The organism is Myxococcus dinghuensis, from assembly GCF_024198235.1.
Classification (GTDB): domain Bacteria; phylum Myxococcota; class Myxococcia; order Myxococcales; family Myxococcaceae; genus Myxococcus; species Myxococcus dinghuensis.
The window spans coordinates 423,447-437,622 of the sequence record NZ_JAKCFB010000001.1 but is presented as its reverse complement, the minus strand read 5'-3'; the positions used below and the strand labels follow the sequence as shown (position 1 = coordinate 437,622).

At 72.2% G+C, this 14,176-nt stretch carries 14 protein-coding genes; 7 read left to right on the top strand and 7 right to left on the bottom strand.

Annotated features, from left to right (window positions below):
* Positions 1 to 42: 42 nt before the first annotated feature.
* From LZ198_RS01550 to mdoH, 3 genes are read left to right on the top strand one after another with little or no spacing between them, the layout of a single operon-like run.
* Complete coding sequence (locus LZ198_RS01550) at positions 43 to 1,590, top strand: glucan biosynthesis protein (protein WP_407667369.1); 1,548 nt, start codon at positions 43 to 45, stop codon at positions 1,588 to 1,590.
* Positions 1,591 to 1,595: 5 nt separating this feature from the next.
* Complete coding sequence (locus LZ198_RS01545) at positions 1,596 to 2,081, top strand: hypothetical protein (RefSeq protein WP_253970252.1); 486 nt, start codon at positions 1,596 to 1,598, stop codon at positions 2,079 to 2,081.
* A gap of 24 nt (positions 2,082 to 2,105) precedes the next feature.
* Positions 2,106 to 4,130 carry a glucans biosynthesis glucosyltransferase MdoH gene (gene mdoH / locus LZ198_RS01540; protein WP_253970036.1) on the top strand — a complete coding sequence of 675 codons (2,025 nt, stop codon included), beginning with the start codon at positions 2,106 to 2,108 and terminating at the stop codon, positions 4,128 to 4,130.
* A gap of 16 nt (positions 4,131 to 4,146) precedes the next feature.
* On the opposite strand, the gene LZ198_RS01535 is transcribed toward mdoH, so the two are convergent.
* From LZ198_RS01535 to LZ198_RS01525, 3 genes are all read right to left on the bottom strand, one after another.
* Complete coding sequence (locus tag LZ198_RS01535; protein WP_253970035.1) at positions 4,147 to 5,055, bottom strand: spermidine synthase; 909 nt, start codon at positions 5,053 to 5,055, stop codon at positions 4,147 to 4,149.
* A 95-nt stretch (positions 5,056 to 5,150) separates the two neighbouring features.
* Positions 5,151 to 6,461 carry a M18 family aminopeptidase gene (locus LZ198_RS01530; protein ID WP_253970034.1) on the bottom strand — a complete coding sequence of 437 codons (1,311 nt, stop codon included), beginning with the start codon at positions 6,459 to 6,461 and terminating at the stop codon, positions 5,151 to 5,153.
* A gap of 45 nt (positions 6,462 to 6,506) precedes the next feature.
* Positions 6,507 to 7,313: a hypothetical protein gene (locus LZ198_RS01525; RefSeq protein WP_253970033.1), complete on the bottom strand. Its 807-nt coding sequence runs from the start codon at positions 7,311 to 7,313 to the stop codon at positions 6,507 to 6,509.
* Between the two features lie 116 nt (positions 7,314 to 7,429).
* On the opposite strand from LZ198_RS01525, the gene LZ198_RS01520 reads away from it, so the two are divergent.
* A complete protein-coding gene (locus LZ198_RS01520) occupies positions 7,430 to 8,164 on the top strand; it encodes a hypothetical protein (protein WP_253970032.1) in 735 nt (244 codons plus the stop codon).
* A 204-nt stretch (positions 8,165 to 8,368) separates the two neighbouring features.
* On the opposite strand, the gene LZ198_RS01515 is transcribed toward LZ198_RS01520, so the two are convergent.
* Positions 8,369 to 9,316 (bottom strand): acyl-CoA dehydrogenase family protein, encoded by a 948-nt coding sequence (locus tag LZ198_RS01515; protein ID WP_253970031.1) that lies wholly within the window; start codon positions 9,314 to 9,316, stop codon positions 8,369 to 8,371.
* Between the two features lie 286 nt (positions 9,317 to 9,602).
* Between LZ198_RS01515 and LZ198_RS01510 the strand changes: the two genes are divergently transcribed.
* Complete coding sequence (locus tag LZ198_RS01510) at positions 9,603 to 9,890, top strand: hypothetical protein (RefSeq protein ID WP_253970030.1); 288 nt, start codon at positions 9,603 to 9,605, stop codon at positions 9,888 to 9,890.
* Between the two features lie 84 nt (positions 9,891 to 9,974).
* Here LZ198_RS01510 and LZ198_RS01505 read toward each other — a convergent pair whose 3' ends face one another.
* A complete protein-coding gene (locus tag LZ198_RS01505) occupies positions 9,975 to 10,628 on the bottom strand; it encodes an SET domain-containing protein (RefSeq protein WP_253970029.1) in 654 nt (217 codons plus the stop codon).
* Positions 10,629 to 10,722: 94 nt separating this feature from the next.
* Between LZ198_RS01505 and LZ198_RS01500 the strand changes: the two genes are divergently transcribed.
* On the top strand, positions 10,723 to 11,097 hold the full coding sequence (locus LZ198_RS01500; protein ID WP_253970028.1) for a DUF423 domain-containing protein: 375 nt from the start codon (positions 10,723 to 10,725) through the stop codon (positions 11,095 to 11,097).
* A 7-nt stretch (positions 11,098 to 11,104) separates the two neighbouring features.
* Here LZ198_RS01500 and LZ198_RS01495 read toward each other — a convergent pair whose 3' ends face one another.
* Entirely contained in the window at positions 11,105 to 11,413 is a 309-nt protein-coding gene (locus tag LZ198_RS01495) for a hypothetical protein (RefSeq protein ID WP_253970027.1), read from the bottom strand.
* A 170-nt stretch (positions 11,414 to 11,583) separates the two neighbouring features.
* Here LZ198_RS01495 and LZ198_RS01490 point away from each other — a divergent pair, with 170 nt between their 5' ends.
* Positions 11,584 to 12,861: a metal-dependent hydrolase family protein gene (locus LZ198_RS01490; protein WP_253970026.1), complete on the top strand. Its 1,278-nt coding sequence runs from the start codon at positions 11,584 to 11,586 to the stop codon at positions 12,859 to 12,861.
* Here LZ198_RS01490 and LZ198_RS01485 read toward each other — a convergent pair.
* Positions 12,849 to 14,081 (bottom strand): glycosyltransferase 87 family protein, encoded by a 1,233-nt coding sequence (locus LZ198_RS01485; protein WP_253970025.1) that lies wholly within the window; start codon positions 14,079 to 14,081, stop codon positions 12,849 to 12,851. The genes LZ198_RS01490 and LZ198_RS01485 overlap by 13 nt on opposite strands.
* Positions 14,082 to 14,176: the final 95 nt, after the last annotated feature.

The following is a 14,176-nucleotide window of genomic DNA, read 5'->3' as shown; positions in this document are numbered from 1 at the left end:
CGACAGCCCCCCGGCCCGCGGCTCTCAGGGAGGAATCGGGGCGTGACGTCGCACGGCAACGGGTTCGAGAAGGCGCGCGCGCGGTGCGTGCGGTGGGTGGGAGTGGCGCTGGCGACCCTGTCGGGGACGGCCTGCGCGGCGACGCCCCCCGCCTCCGCGGCGACGGCGGCGTTCAGCGGTGACAGCGTGGTGCAGAAGGCGCGCGCGCTGGCGGCCCGGCCGTACCAGGAGCCGCGCTCGACGCTGCCGGAGAGCTACAAGACGCTCAACTACGACGCGTACCGGGACATCCGCTTCCGCCCGGAGAAGTCCTGGTGGCGCCAGGAGGGGCTGCCCTTCCAGGCCCAGTTCTTCCACCCCGGCTTCTTCTTCCTGCACCCGGTGGCCATGCACGAGGTGGTGGACGGCCGGGAGCACACGGTGCGCTTCTCGCCGGACTACTTCACCTACGGCCCGCTGGTGAAGCCCGGTCCGCTGAAGCAGGCGGACGGCTTCGCGGGCATGCGCCTCACCCACCCCATCAACCGCAAGGAGCACTTCGACGAGGTGGGGGTGTTCCAGGGCGCCAGCTACTTCCGCTCGCTGGGCGCCGGCAACCTGTACGGCCTGTCCGCGCGCGGGCTCGCCATCGACACCGCGGGGCCGCGGCCGGAGGAGTTCCCCTCGTTCCGCGAGCTGTGGCTGGAGAAGCCGGCCCCGGGCGACACGCGCGTCGTGGTGCACGCGCTGATGGACAGCCAGAGCGTCACCGGCGCCTACCGCTTCACCATCACCCCGGGCGCCAACACGGTGTTCGACGTGGAGGTCACGCTGTTCGCGCGCAAGCCCGTGGAGCAGCTGGGCGTGGCGCCGCTGACGAGCATGTACCTGTTCGGGGAGAACGACCGCGGCGACTACGACGACTTCCGCCCGGAGGTCCACGACTCGGACGGCCTGTTCGTCTGGACGAAGGGCGGCGAGCAGCTGTGGCGCCCGCTGCAGAACCCGCAGCACGTCAACGTCTCCAGCTTCCACGTGGACGGGCTGCGCGCCTTCGGCCTGCTCCAGCGCGACACGGCCTTCACCAGCTACGAGGACCTGGAGGCCCGCTACGAGCGCCGCCCCAGCGCGTGGGTGGAGCCGGTGGGCGACTGGGGCGCGGGCGTGGTGCGGCTGGCGGAGCTGCCGACGCCGGACGAGACGAACGACAACATCGTCGCCTTCTGGATGCCGGACCAGCCCTTCGGCCCGGGCGCGCCGCTGCGCCTCGCGTACCGGCTGCACTGGGGCTCGCGCTCGCCGTTCGCGACGAAGAACGCCTTCGTCACCGCCACGCGCGTGGCCGCCGGCGACACCAAGGGCGCGCGCCGCTTCATCCTCGACTTCTCGCCCTCGGACGCCGCGGGTGACGGCCCGGTGGAGGCCGTCGTCACCGCCGCGTCGGGTCAGGTGCTGCGCCCCACCGTCGCCCGCCACGAGCCCTCCGGCGGCTGGCGCGCCACCTTCGAGCTGCTTCCCACCACCCCCGCCGCCCCCACCGAGCTGCGCGCCTTCCTCAAGCGCGGCCCGGAGACCCTCACCGAGACCTGGAGCTACCTGTGGATTCCGTGACGACGATGACCTCCTGCCCTTCCGTCCCGTCCTCCATCTGGGCCCGCCCGCAGTCCCGCGTGGCGCTGGACTCCTTCTTCCGGGGCTTCGGCTTCACCTCCGAGGCGGACCTGTCCGCGCTCGCCGCGTGGGCGCTGGACGGCTACGCCGCGCACGGCGCCCAGCCGCAGTCCGCGCTGGGCCTGGCCCGGGCGCGCGTGGAGACGTGGCTCGCGGGCGTGCTGGGCACCGAGCACGTGGGCACCTCGCTGCTGTCGCGGGGCCGCGCGGCCTTCGTGCTGTGCGACGTCGCCAGCCGGGGGGCGCGCGTGCTGATGCAGCCGTCCGCGCCGGAGGAGCTCTGCCGGGTCATGCGCGCCGCGGTGCCGGTGCCCGCGCCCGCGCAGGTGACGACGGTGATGCCCGAGCAGCACCTCACGTTGTGGCCGTTCGGAGAGATGTTCCGCCGCTGGTTCCGTGGGGCGGCGCCGGACGTCTCCATCTCCCGCTGACGCGCGGGACCTGGAGGGGTGGTCATGGATTCGCACTCGTTCTCGCCCGAAAGCACGGGCCTGCGGCGCGCCGGGGTCCTGGGGCTGGCGGCCGCGTCCACCGTGGCGGGGACGCGGGAGATGCAGCGGCTGTTGAGCGCGCAGGGCACGTCCGCGCCGGAGGTGCTGCTGCTGGTGTTCTTCGCCCTGTGCTTCGGGTGGATCGCCCTCTCCTTCTGGACGGCGGTGGCGGGCTTCCTCCAGAGCGTGTTCGGTGAGCGGCTGCCCGGGCCGCGCTACCCCACCGTGGACGAGGAGGGCGTGCCGCTGCGCACCCGCACCTCGGTGGTGATGCCCATCCACAACGAGGACCCGGCGGCCGTCTTCGCCAACCTCCAGGCCACGTACGAGTCCGTGGCCGCCACCGGGTACCTGGACGCGTTCGACTTCTACGTGCTGAGCGACTCCACACGCGCCGAGGCCTGGGTGGCCGAGGAGCTGGCCTGGTCGGACCTGTGCCGCAGGGTGGGCGGCCAGGGGCGCATCTTCTACCGGCGGCGCACGGACAACACGGGCAAGAAGGCGGGCAACCTCGGGGACTTCTGCGAGCGCTGGGGGCGCCGCTACGACTTCACGGTGGTGCTGGACGCCGACAGCCTGATGGACGGCCGCACGCTGGTGAAGATGGCGCGGCTGATGGAGCTCAACCCGCGCACGGGCATCATCCAGGCGCCGCCGCTGTGCGTGGGGCGCACCACGCTCTACGCGCGGCTGCAGCAGTTCGCCGGGCGCGTCTACGGGCCGGTGGTCGCCACGGGCGCGGCGGCGTGGCAGCTGGGGGAGTCCAACTACTGGGGCCACAACGCCATCATCCGCACCGAGGCGTTCATCAACCACTGCGGCCTGCCGGTCCTCCCGGGCAAACAGCCCTTCGGCGGACACATCCTGAGCCACGACTTCGTCGAGGCGGCGCTGATGCGGCGCGCGGGCTACACGGTGTGGCTGATGCCGGAGCTGGGCGGCAGCTACGAGCAGCCCCCGCCGAACCTGCTCGCCTACGCGCAGCGCGACCGGCGCTGGTGCCAGGGCAACCTCCAGCACCTGAGCCTGGTGCTCGCCGGCGGCCTGCATCCGCTCAGCCGCGCCCACTTCCTGATGGGCGTGATGTCCTACGTCGCGTCCCCGCTGTGGCTGCTGTTCCTCCTGGCGGGCCTGGCGGCGGCGCTGCACGACCGCTTCTTCCTGGACGTGCACCTCCTGGAGCAGCCGGGGCTCGCCTACGACGCGCCCGGGGCGCTGCGGCTGTTCGCCATCTCGATGGGGATGCTCTTCACGCCGAAGGTGCTCGGCCTGACGCTGGCGCTGACGCGCAAGGGCGAGGCGGCGCGCATGGGCGGGCGGCTGAAGCTGGTGCTCAGCGTGCTGGCGGAGAGCGTGCTGGCGTCGCTGCTGGCGCCGGTGATGATGCTGTTCCAGTCGCACTTCGTCTTCGGCACGTTGCTGGGCTACCGGGTGAACTGGTCCAGCCAGCAGCGCGAGGACGCGGACCTGCCCTGGAGCGAGGGCCTGCGGCGCCACGCGGTGCACATGGCGGTGGGCGCGGGCCTCTTCGGCGCGGCGCTGCTGGTGTCGCCCGGGCTGGCCGCGTGGCTCGCCCCCGTGGTGGTGGGCTTGCTGCTGGCGGTGCCGCTCACCGTGCTGACGGCGCGCGCCTCGCTGGGCACGTGGGCCGCGCGCAAGGGGCTCTTCCTCATCCCCGAGGAGACCGAGCCCCCCGGCGTGCTGGAGCGCGCCCAGGGAATCACCGAGGAGTTCGCGGTGGAGCCGGTGCCGGACGCGGTGGAGCGGGTCCTCACCGACGCGAAGGCGCATGCCCTGCACATGGCGCTGCTGGAGTCCCAGCCCGGCCTGTCCCTGGACACCCCGCCCGCGGCGCTCGAGTCCGCGCGCCGCAAGCTGCTGGGCGGCCTGGCCGAGCCGCTCTCCGCCCAGGAGAAGGTCGCGGCCCTGCTCGACGCGGGCACGCTCGCGGAGGCGCGGGAGCAGCGCCTCACCCGCTCCGTGTCCTGAGCGCCACGGGACGGCCTCACCCTTCGGGGTCGACCCGCCCCGGAGTCTCGCCCCTCACCGGGGCTTCGCGCGTCGCCGTGCCCTTGCGGACCGAGCGGTCCTCGAACCTGCGGGACATCAGGCCGCGCACGTTGAAGCGCGCCACGCGCCCCAGCCGGGCCGCGCGGGACTTCAGCTCCGCGCGGGACACCTTGCGCGCGTGGTCCAACCCCACGAACACGCGGTTGGCCGTCGTCCGCGCGTCGAGCCCGTGGAGCTGCGCGAAGCTCGCGCGCCACGTCTCCTGCATGGAGGGGTACAGCGGATTGGGGGTGCGGTGGACGTTCGCCACCACGGCCCCGAGCGGCGCCAGGCGCGCGCGCGCCGCCAGGAGGAACTCCCGCGTGGCCAGCGCGCTGGGGACACCCTTCGGGCCGAAGGCGTCCAGGAAGATGACGTCGTAGGCGTCCCCCGGCGCCTCGATGAAGGCGCGTCCGTCCGCCACGTGCGCGCGGAGGCTCGCGTCCTCGTGGAACCCGAAGTAGCGCCGGGCGACCTCGAGCACCTCCGGGTCATTGTCCACCGTGTCGATGTGCGCGCCGGGCAGCACCGCCCTCAGGAACATGGGCAGCGCGCCGCCGCCGAGCCCCACCACGAGGACGCGGCGGGGGTCGGGCACGAAGGCCAGTCCCGCCACCATGAGCTGCGTGTACTCCAGCTCCAGGCGCAGCGGCGCGCCCGGCCCCACCACGCTCTGGTACGCGCTGTCCCAGCCGAACTGGAGGTAGCGCCGGCCCTCGCCGTCCTCGCTGACGATGCAGCGGTCGTGACCGGGCCGGCCCACGTACAACACCCGCCGGGGATGCCGCAGCCAGCGCGCGGCCCGCGCCAGCATCGTCCGCGCGCGCCAGGCCCGCGACTGGGGAAGCAGCGCGCGGGCCGACACCTGGGGAGCCGTGCCCCTCCTCCACGGAGGTTCACCGAACCAGGGCCCTCCTGCGCGAATCCATGTCACGCGGACAGGTCTACCACCCGTCGCCGCTAGGCGAACAGCCGCCGGAGCACCGCGACCATGGACGCGATGTCCGCCGCGCACGCCATCTCCCGGATGGAGTGCATGGACAGCATCGGGTTGCCCACGTCCACGGTGCGGATGCCCAACTGCCCCGCGGAGATGGGGCCGATGGTGCTGCCGCAGCCCAGGTCCGTGCGGGTGACGAAGTGCTGGGGCGTGACGCCGGCCTCGCGGCACAGCGCGGTGAAGAACGCCCAGGACTCGCCATCCGTCGCGTAGGACTGGTTCACGTTCGACTTGATGACCGGGCCCAGGCCCATCTGCGGCTGGTGCTTCGGCTCGTGCAGCGACGCGTAGTTGGGGTGGATGGCGTGCGCCATGTCCGCGCTCACCAGGAACGAATTGGCGATGGCGCGGTGGAACGCGTCCGGGCGCCCGTCCGAGTGCGACAGGGTGATGCGCTCCAGGAGCGTGCGCAGGAACGGCGACGCGGCGCCCTGCGCGCTGCGGCTGCCCACCTCCTCGTGGTCGAACAGGACGACGCCGCTGGTCGCCTCGCGCGGCGCGGCGCTCGCCAGGAGCGCCGTCAGGCTCGCGTGGCAGCTCGCCAGGTTGTCCAGGCGCGGCGCATGGAGGAACTCCTGATGCGCGCCCGAGCGCGTGGACGGCTGGAGGTCGTAGAGACACAGGTCGTAGCCGAGGATGTCGGCCGCGTCCGCCTTCACGTTCCCCTTGGCCAGCTCCTGCACCAGCAGCGTGCGCAGGTCCACCGCGCCCGCGCTCTCCAGGCCCAGCACCGGCACCATGTGGTCCTGGGCGTTGAGCTTCAGGCCGTCGGTGTTGACGCCGCGGTTCAGGTGGATGGCGAGGTTGGGCACGCGCAGCAGCGAGCGGCGGAAGTCCACCAGGTGGCCCACCGGGCGCCCGTCCTTCAGCGTGACCACACGGCCCGCCAGCGACAGGTCACGGTCCGTCCAGGTGTGCAGCAGGACGCCGCCGTAGATTTCGACGCCGAGCTGCTGGTAGCCGTTCTTCGCCACCTGCGCGTTCGGCTTGAGTCGCAGGTTGGGCGAATCCGTGTGCGAGCCGACCAGCCGGAAGCCCGCGCGGTCCACCGGCGCGGTGCCCAGTTGGAAGGCGGCGATGCTCGTGTCGCCCCGAGTCACGTAGACGCGGTCGCCGGGCTTCAGCGACCAGGACTCGCGCTCGTCGAGGGCTCGATAGCCCGCCTGCTCCAGCCGGCGGGCCGCCTCGCGCACCGCGTGGTACGGCGTGGGCGAGGCGTCGATGAAGTCGAGCAGGTCACGGGCCAGGGAATCGGTGTCGGTGGGGCTCATGTGCGCCCGAAGCTAACTCCGACCGGCCCCGCCGCCACGCCCGAATCACGCGCGCGGGCCCGCCAGGCGACGCTCCGGTGCCCCCGGCGGCGCGACGGTGGAGCCCTTCCGGGCGTTCGGCGCCGCGTCCAGGAACGTCCCCAGCAACACCCACCGGCGGCACGAGGCCTCGGCGCCCCGCCGGGCGAGCAGCGGCGTCGTGTAGTGCCAGAAGGGCAGCCGGTACACCGTCATGCCCCCCACCGTGCTCACCTTCGTCATCTCCGTCAGGTGCCCGTCCTTCTCGTAGACGAGGTACTGGTGCTCCACGCCCGGCATGGTGAGGCTCAGGTGCATGTCCACGTAGCCGTCGCGCGCCTCCTCCTCCTCCGGGTGGTGGTCGTTGTGCGGCCCCGAATAGTCACCCGGGCCGTAGCACAGCACCTGGATGCCCCAGTTGCGCCGCAGCGTCCGGCCGCTCACCGCCGCCGCGAACGCCGCGAAGGTCTCCGAGTGCAGCATCGCGACGAGCCCCACCTGCTCCGCCGCCTTCCACGAACGCGTGCGCCGGTTCTCCAGGAGCGCCGTGCGCACGCGCACCGTCTTCGGCAGCAGCTCCATGTAGTTCATCGTCATCCCGGAGATGGAGTCGTGAGGGATGGGGTCCTCCATGGGCACCAACGTTTCACGCAGTGCGGCATCGAGCAGGTCGCGACACCGCGTGGCCTTCGTGACGTCGACGACCCCCGCGAGTGACACGAAGCGTCGAGCCGGGTCGAGCAGCACCCCTGTCACGGACGCGTCCTTGCCGTCGAGGATGCGGCGGCCCTTGGGCGTGAGCAGATCGGCGAACTCATTGGGAAATCGCTTCATGGTCGCGCACCATAGCGGCCCGCGCGCGGACTGCACGGGCCTTGAGTCCAGGCAGGCACAACCTTTACCGGCTTCCTGCGATAATTCCGCGATTCGTCGATTTTGGAGACTCCCCCTTGAGCACGAACCCCATCCGCAGCGGCCCCCGCATCGTCTCCTCGAATCTCTCCACGGCTACGAAGCTCCAGCCGCAGGCCAGCGCGCAGCAGGCAGCGGCGACGACGAAGACGGCCGCGGTGGGTCACGCGCAGTTGAGCACGTTCGAGGCGAAGGCGGCGCCGGTGCAGGCGGCCATCACCCAGCCCACGCCGGGCTCGTGGCGTGGCGGGCCGGACACCGAGGTGGGTCGCGCGGTGCAGGCCATCTGGCAGCGCATGCAGAACATGCCGGGCAACGACATCAGCATCAAGGGTGACACCCCCGCGTCGCTGCTGGGCCGCGCCATCCTGGACGGCAAGAAGGTCACCAACGAGCAGATCATCGCGATGTCCAAGGTGACGCTGGACCAGTTGGCCACCGACCCGGAGACGCGCGCGAAGGTGCTGAAGAAGGTCCCCAACGCGCGCGAGCTGGACGTGCACAAGTTCACGGTGGCCATGCTGTCGGCGGCCACGGGCATCGACCCGGCGAAGCTCTCCGAGGCCTGCCCCGACCTGGGACTGACGGGTGCGCCGAACACGCCGCTGCTCTTCGCGGCCAGCGGCGAGGGCCTCCAGCGCTCCACCGCGCTGCACGACTTCACGGACTACCTGCGCGGCGCTGGCGTCAAGGGCGTGAACAAGGCCGTGTGGGGCGTGGAGAACCGCATCCTCTCCGCCATCGTCTCGGCGGTCGGCGGCGGGCGCTACTGAGCGACGCCTCGTCGAGGTGACAGGGCCGTGGTCCCTCGAGGACCACGGCCCTTTTTCGTGGCCGAGGACTTTGCGGCACGCCCGCTGGCTCGCGAGTCGCCCATCGCGACGTCGCCCTGGACGCAGCGCCTCGTGGCCGGCGGGACGACGTGCGCGGCCGGACCCACGTGTGCGCCGTGGCGCGAGACGCGCCGAGGCTTCGTCTCAATCCGTGGAGGACGGCCCGGTCGGACCACTCGCGATGCGGGCCCGGGCGACCTCCAGCCGCTTGGCGCGCACCTTCCCGGCGACGCCCAGCAAGCGCCGGTCACGCGCCCAGCGCTCACGCGTGGATGCATCGACCGAGGTCCACAGCGGCTCGCATCGCTCCAGCGCCTGACGCGCCAGCTCCAACGCCCCGCCGAGCGCGAGGTGGGTCGTCGCGTCCTCGGGGTCCGCCAGCGACAGGCCGCGCATCAGGATGACGAGCGCGAGCAGCTCCTCGCGCACGGGCTCCGGCCACCCGCTGCGTCGCGCGACCTGGAGGAGCCACCCGAGCAGGGCGAGGTGGACGTGGCAGTCCTCCACCGTGCGGAACGGCTTGAGGTAGCGGACGTAGCCGTCGCCTGGGAGGACCTCGTCGGGTGACACGAGGACGTCCTCGAACTTCACCTCCGCGTGAGGGACCTCGGGAACGAAGGGCAGCTCGGGCAGCGCGGTGACGTGGACGCCCGCGCGCTTCGCGTCCACGACGACCAGCCGCAAGCGGTTGCGGCCCTGGGGGTCCTGCCCCTCCGAGGCCACCACGAGGAGCAGCTCGGCCCGCGTGCCCAGGGTGACGAAGGACTTCTCCCCGGTGAGCTTCCACTTCGAGCCCACGCTCGCCAGGCGCGTCTGGATGGCGGAGGGATGCCCACCCATGGGTTCGGTGGCGCAGAGCGCGGTGGGACGGTCCGCGGGGAGACGGGGGAACAGGGAGCGCAGCGCGGCGTGGTAGCCGGAGGCGAAGGCATACCCGAGCCGGTCCGCGCGGAAGCCCCCCGCCAACGCCAGGTCGGCGGGGACGGAGTAGCGCCGGGTCAGCTCCAGGTGCTGACGCCACCACGCATCGACCGAGTCGAGCACGGGGGGCGTGACGGACCCGGCCACCAGGAAGGAGAGGACGTCGTTCACGACGGGCACTCTATGCCGGAGGAAGACCCGAGCGTCGTCATTCACGAAGAAGCGCCGAACCCGTGCCCCGGGGCCCCTGCGACCCTTGCACAGCCGGTACGACACTCGCGGACGCAAACCCATACCGGCATGGACCTCGCCTCGACGGGCGCCCAGCCCTGTGATTGAGGCGGCATCTCGAGAGAACCCTCGCACGGTCCCCACGCCCGCAATGGAAGACGGCACGCGCGCCCGGTAAACTCAGACAACCCAAGACCGGGGTTCCACGCAAGGAGGCACCATGCAAATGAAGCAAGGCATTGCCGTCTGGCTGTGCACGATGGGTGTCATCGCGGGCTGTGGGGGCGCCGAGCCGGAAAGCGATTCTTCCCAGACGTCCACCCTGACGGGCGAGCAGGTTCCTCCCGCGCTCTGCAGGTCGGCCTATGTCACCACCTACTATGGTGATGCGGCCCACACCATCTGGTGGGGCAGGGAGACCTGCGTGTGCGGCTCCCCTCCAAGCCTCGAGAAGAAGACGAGCCCCTTCGCGGTCACCATCTTCCAGGCCCCCTGCAACGACAGCCCGGACTGAAGCGCCCCTCGCGAATACGCGCCCAACGCAACGGGCCCGGCGGGAGCACCTCCCACCGGGCCCGACGCGATGAGACCTGGGACCTCAGCGCGCCGGACGCTTGCGTCCGCCCGCCGGGGACTTCTTCCGCCCGCCGCCCTTCTTCGCGGCGCGGGACCCGGACGCGGCCTTCTTTCCCTGCGTCTTCTTCGCGACCTTGGCGCCCGACTTCTTCACGCCGGACTTCTTCTTCGCCGAGGCCTTCTTCTTCCGGGCGGGCGCCTTCTTCTCGGGGGCGAGGATGGTGCCCCGGCAGTTGGCCGCGCCGCACTTGCAGACGTACAGCGACTCGGACTCCGGCCCCATGTCCGGCGTGCGCTCGTAGGCGTAGTCGTAGACCAGCTCCTCACCCACGGCGATGGCCTTGCGGGCGAAGATGTAGATGTGCCCCTCGTCGACGAGCGCCTCGCAGTTGGGGTCACACGAGTGGTTGATGTAGCGCGACTCGTTGTGCAGCGTGCCCGCGTCGAGGACCGTCTTGTCGTCCAGGTTGAAGAGGAAGGTGTGGTGCCGCCCCATCGCCTCGTCGTCGTAGCGGACGTCCGCCTCTTCCTGGGTGATGCGCTCACCGATGTACTCGATGATGCGCTTGCCCTTGGGGATTCGGCGGGTGGCGAACGCGCCCGTGCCCTGGATGGAGGACGGACGCAGCTCGAAGGGGAGCGGCTGGGGAGAAGGAGTAAAAGTGGGGGATGTCATTCGGGAGGGAGCGGCCCGGAGTTCACGTCGGCCGGGACGCTCCGTCAACGGCGGTGTAGCGTGCATCAGTCGGACTTCCGATGAAAGGCGCTCGATGATGCGGTGGTGGCTCGTCCTCGGTGCGGTGAATGCGTTCCTGGCGGTCGCGGCGGGCGCCTTCGGCGCGCATGGCCTCAAGGCCCGGCTGTCTCCCGACCTCCTGGTCATCTTCGAGACCGGCGCGCGCTACCACATGTACCACGCGCTCGGACTCGTGGCCGTGGGCCTCTTCGGCGCGCTCCGGCCCTCGTCCCTCCTGTCCGGCGCCGGCTGGGCGATGCTCGTCGGAATCGTCCTCTTCTCCGGCAGCCTCTACGCGCTCGCGCTCACGGGCGTCCGCGCGCTCGGCGCCATCACCCCGCTGGGCGGCATGGGCTTCCTCGTCGGCTGGGTCCTGCTCGCCGTCGCCGCCTGGCGCGCCGCGCCCTGACCCCGCGTCACTCCCGGATGCGGGGCGGCATCGGGAACAGCAGGTCCATCTCGGTGTGGTTGCGCACGCCACAGGCCTCGCGCTGCACCATCAGGTACCAGCGCTGCGTCTCCGCCTCCTGGCGCAGCTCGGTGTAGCGCCGGAAGCGCGTGGCCCGTCCCGCGGCCCCCACCGGCCCCAGCGCCGCCTCGGCGCTCGCCAGCGCCGCGAGCGCCTGCTCCAGCTTCTCCCCGGTGCGGCGCAGGCCCTGCGCCTTCTCCTTCTGGAACTCGGCCTCCACGGGCAGCAGGGCCGTCACGCTTGCGTTTCGCGCCATGCCCCCTGTCTAACAGCCAGCCCCCTCCCGCGCCCGCGGCACCCCGACGAGGCCCACCCTGCCCCGTCCACGGCGGGACTCGCCTCTCCGTCCACGGGGCAGCGGAGTGACGGCCCGCCCGCCTCCAGGCCATCATCCTCGCGCCGGCCCACTCCCTCCCCACCCCACCCATGCGCCCCCTGCTCCTCGCCCTCCTCGCCCTCGCGTCCACGGCGATCGCCCAGCCCGTGGCCCCGTCCCCCAGGTCGTACCTGCTGCGCCCCGCGCGCGTGTTCGACGGCGTCACCCCCAAGCCCCACGAGGGCTGGGCGGTGGTCGTCACCGGCGAGCGCATCGTGGCCGCCGGCCCCTCCGCGAGCGTGAAGGCCCCGGAGGGCGCGGAGGTGCTCGACCTGCCGGACACCACGCTGCTGCCCGGCCTCATCGAGGGCCACTCCCACCTGCTGCTCCATCCGTACGACGAGGCGAACTGGAACGACCAGGTGCTCAAGGAGCCGCTCACCGTGCGCATCGCCCGCGCCACCAACCACGCGCGGGACACGCTGTTGGCGGGCTTCACCACCGCGCGCGACCTGGGCACGGAGGGCGCCGCCGAGGCGGACGTGGGCCTCAAGCAGGCCATCCAGCAGGGCATCATCCCCGGCCCCCGCCTGCTGGTGGTGACACGCGCGCTCGTGGCCACCGGCAGCTACGGCCCCAAGGGCTTCGCGCCCGAGTGGCACGTCCCCCAGGGCGCGGAGGAGGCGGACGGCGTGGACGCGCTGGTTCGCGCCGTGCGCGGACAGATGGGCCGGGGCGCGGACTGGATCAAGGTCTACGGCGACTACCGCTGGGGCCCCGGCGGCGAGGCGCGGCCCACCTTCTCCCTCGAGGAGCTGCAGCGCATCGTCGCCACCGCGCGCGACGGCGGCCGCCCCGTGGCCGTCCACAGCAGCACCCCGGAGGGCATGCGCCGCGCGGTGCTCGCGGGCGCGGAGAGCATCGAACACGGCGACGGTGGCACGCCGGAGGTCTTCCGCCTCATGGCCCAGAAGGGCGTCTTCCTGTGCCCCACGCTCGCCGCGGGCGACGCCCTCTTCCGCTACCAGGGATGGAAGCGGGGCGTGGACCCGGAGCCCGCGCCGCTCCAGGAGAAGCGCGCCAGCTTCCGCGCCGCCCTGGCCGCGGGCGTCCCCATGTGCGCGGGCGGAGACTCCGGCGTCTTCGCGCACGGGGACAACGCCCGCGAGCTGGAGCTGATGGTGGAGTACGGCATGACGCCCGCACAGGCGCTCCAGGCCGCCACCTCCGGCAACGCGCGCATGCTCCACCGCGAGGACCGCCTCGGACAGGTGAAGACCGGGCTCCTGGCGGACCTCGTCGCCGTGGAGGGCGACCCGACGCGCGACATCACCGCGCTGCGCCGGGTGCGCTGGGTGATGAAGGGCGGCGTCTTCTACCGCCGCTGAGTCGCGCCGTCGCCCTCGGGGAGCACCGCGGCCTGCAAGGGCAGGTACTCCACCGCAGCCGGAGCGACGGCGGGAGCGGGGCTCGGCTTCACGCGGCGCAGGGTGTCGCGCAGCAGCAGGCACCCGGCGGCGAACAGCATGCCGTTGCGCGCCAGCAGGAGCAGCGTCTGGGGGATGCCCAGGCCCGTGCGGTACGTCGTCCCGACGAAGACGCCCCGCGAGCAGATGGCGGCCACCAGGATGAGCACCGGCACCGTGCGCGAGCCGGACAGGAGCGCCAGCGCCGCCGCGCCCATCACCCACGTCAGGAACTGCGGGCTGAGCACGGGGTTCAGGATGATGAAGACCACCAGCGGCCCGAGCACCAGCCGCGCCAGGTCCTCCACCTGCTCGGGCGGCCGCCGCCGCACCGACCACATGCCCACCGCGGCCATCCCGAGCGAGCCCACCACCCACAGCCACCGGCTCACCGCGCGCACGCCCGCCGCCGCCACGCCGTGCAGTTCGTACGCCGCCGGCGCGTGGATCCACAACACGCCCTGGACGAGCCCCAACTGGTGGGCCGCCCACAGGAGCGACGCGCCGAGCGACTCCACCTGGAGGCCGCGGTCGACGTGGAACGTCGCGAAGCCCCACCACGGCCACACGGCGCTCAAGGGCAGCAGCGGCGCCACGCCCAGGGTCAGCCCCACCAGCAGGCGCGCCAGCGTGCCGCGCTTCCAGCAGACCATCACCGCCAGCGGCACCAGCACCACCGGATACAGCTTCGTCACCACGCCCACCGCCAGCGCCAGCCCGGCCAGCGTGTCGCGCCTGCGCGCCAGCGCCAGCAGCGCGACCATCGTCAGCGCGGCGGGGATGAGGTCGTAGCGCTTGAGGTAGTAGAGCGCCGCGGCCCACGACGTCAGCGAGTACGCCACGCACGGCACGAACGAGCGCCACGTCCGCCCCCAGCGCCGCGCGCCCTCGACCAGCAGCACCCACTTGATGAACGCGTCCATCACCGCCAGTTGGAGCCCGAAGACGGGCACGAACTCCCACTGCGTGCTGCGCAGCCACGCCGCCGGCACGAACCACAGGAGCGCGTAGGGCGGATATTCGAAGCGGAAGTCCTGGTTCGGCGTCGCGCCGGCGAGGAAGGCCCGCGCCGTCTTGAAGTAGAGGTCCAGGTCACCGACGCGCGGGGAGAACGCGTACACCACGAGGGGTGTCACCCCCACGAGGAAGGCAATCCAATGCCAGGGCCCGAGGCGGGGGGAGGACGACGGGAAAGGTGTGGAAGCGGACACGCGGGCGCACTCTGTCCGTTTCAGGC

What these genes read in the sequence shown, in the direction of transcription:
- LZ198_RS01490 (WP_253970026.1), top strand. Translation starts at nt 11,584, where the DNA reads ATGCGCCCCCTGCTCCTCGCCCTCCTCGCCCTCGCGTCCACGGCGATC.
- LZ198_RS01545 (WP_253970252.1), top strand. Translation starts at nt 1,596, where the DNA reads ATGACCTCCTGCCCTTCCGTCCCGTCCTCCATCTGGGCCCGCCCGCAG.
- LZ198_RS01495 (WP_253970027.1), bottom strand. Translation starts at nt 11,413, where the DNA reads ATGGCGCGAAACGCAAGCGTGACGGCCCTGCTGCCCGTGGAGGCCGAG.
- LZ198_RS01530 (WP_253970034.1), bottom strand. Translation starts at nt 6,461, where the DNA reads ATGAGCCCCACCGACACCGATTCCCTGGCCCGTGACCTGCTCGACTTC.
- LZ198_RS01505 (WP_253970029.1), bottom strand. Translation starts at nt 10,628, where the DNA reads ATGACATCCCCCACTTTTACTCCTTCTCCCCAGCCGCTCCCCTTCGAG.
- LZ198_RS01500 (WP_253970028.1), top strand. Translation starts at nt 10,723, where the DNA reads ATGATGCGGTGGTGGCTCGTCCTCGGTGCGGTGAATGCGTTCCTGGCG.
- LZ198_RS01510 (WP_253970030.1), top strand. Translation starts at nt 9,603, where the DNA reads ATGAAGCAAGGCATTGCCGTCTGGCTGTGCACGATGGGTGTCATCGCG.
- LZ198_RS01525 (WP_253970033.1), bottom strand. Translation starts at nt 7,313, where the DNA reads ATGAAGCGATTTCCCAATGAGTTCGCCGATCTGCTCACGCCCAAGGGC.
- mdoH (WP_253970036.1), top strand. Translation starts at nt 2,106, where the DNA reads ATGGATTCGCACTCGTTCTCGCCCGAAAGCACGGGCCTGCGGCGCGCC.